Below are 1,217 nucleotides of genomic sequence, written 5' to 3'. Positions count from 1 at the left end.
ACCATGACCGTATTCCTGACCGCGCTCGCCGCCATTGTGGTGGCTTTCAATGTCTGGGCCCTGATCACCGAGCCCCTGCTGCCCCGTGTGCGCAGGGACAAGCCGTCGCACGGATGACCCCCGCCCGCCCCGCAGGGGCCTGATGACCTCCGAGGGGCTTGGCAAGCCGGTTTTCCCGGTGTAGTCTTCGAATACTGTCCATATAAACAGTATTCGAAGACTGACATGGCGCCGGCCCGACCGGCAGGGAGTCCGACATGAATGCGCTTGCCTCGCTGCTCACCCTGGTCATGATCCTGATCAGCCTCTGGGCCCTGATCGTCAACCCGTCGCTGGAACTCGAAAAGCCCGACGACCCCAACTGCCCGAACTGAGCGCCAGACTCCGGGGCGGCGTAAAATTCGCCACTCGCGCACAATTGCGTGTCAGCGTGGTTGAATCCGCCACGGCCCTTGAGTATCATGCGCGCCTCGCCGCCGGGAACGGATGGCGAAAAATGATTCAGGCGCTTAGCTCAGTTGGTTAGAGCACCACCTTGACATGGTGGGGGTCAGCAGTTCGAGTCTGCTAGTGCCTACCAAATAACGAAACCCGCGAAGCCTTGCGCAACGCGGGTTTCGCATTTCTGGGCTGCGGTTTTCCAGGCCCGCGGGCATGCCAGACCGCCCCCCGGACGCCTGCCCCCAAAGGCGCATTGCCGCCCGCCGGCCACCCCGCTAGCCTGACGGCGAATCATCACCCGGAACCTCGCGTGACACACTCCGCCCCGCCCTCGTCCGACCTGAATCCGCTGCGCATCGTGCTCGCCGGCGCCATCGTGCTGCTGGTCGTGCACACGCTGGGGCGCTTCATCTACACGCCGCTGCTGCCGTGGCTGGTGCAGGACGGCCTGATCGATGTCCGCCAGGGCGCCACCATCGCGAGCTGGAACTACCTCGGCTACCTGATCGGCGCCCTGCTCGCCATCCGCTGGCACCGCATGGCGCAGATCCGCCGCACGCTGCCGCTGGGGCTGCTGGTGCATGTGCTGACCACCCTGTTGCAGACCCAGGCCGACAACCCCGATACGCTGGCGCTGCTGCGCCTGCTCAACGGCATCAGCAACGGCGTGGTGTTCGTGCAGGCGCCGGCGCTGATCCTGGAATGGCTGACCTGGCGCAAGCGGGCCGGTCTGAGCGGCCTGACCTATCTCGGGGTGGGCAGCGGCCTGCTGGTGT

Annotated in this window: 1 protein-coding gene and 1 tRNA gene; both read left to right on the top strand. The window is 65.5% G+C overall.

All coding sequences use genetic code 11. The features are described from left to right. The first annotated feature begins 503 nt into the window (after positions 1–503). Positions 504–580, top strand: a tRNA-Val gene (locus C5O18_RS09855). Between the two features lie 171 nt (positions 581–751). Continuing rightward, positions 752–1,217 (top strand): YbfB/YjiJ family MFS transporter (locus C5O18_RS09850; protein WP_241146820.1); only part of this gene is annotated, 466 nt, incomplete at its 3' end.

Origin of the sequence: Amnimonas aquatica, assembly GCF_002943415.1 — a bacterium.
Lineage (GTDB): Bacteria > Pseudomonadota > Gammaproteobacteria > Pseudomonadales > Moraxellaceae > Perlucidibaca > Perlucidibaca aquatica_A.
The sequence above is the reverse complement of the archived record's forward strand: the minus strand, read 5'-3'. Positions and strand labels throughout refer to the sequence as shown.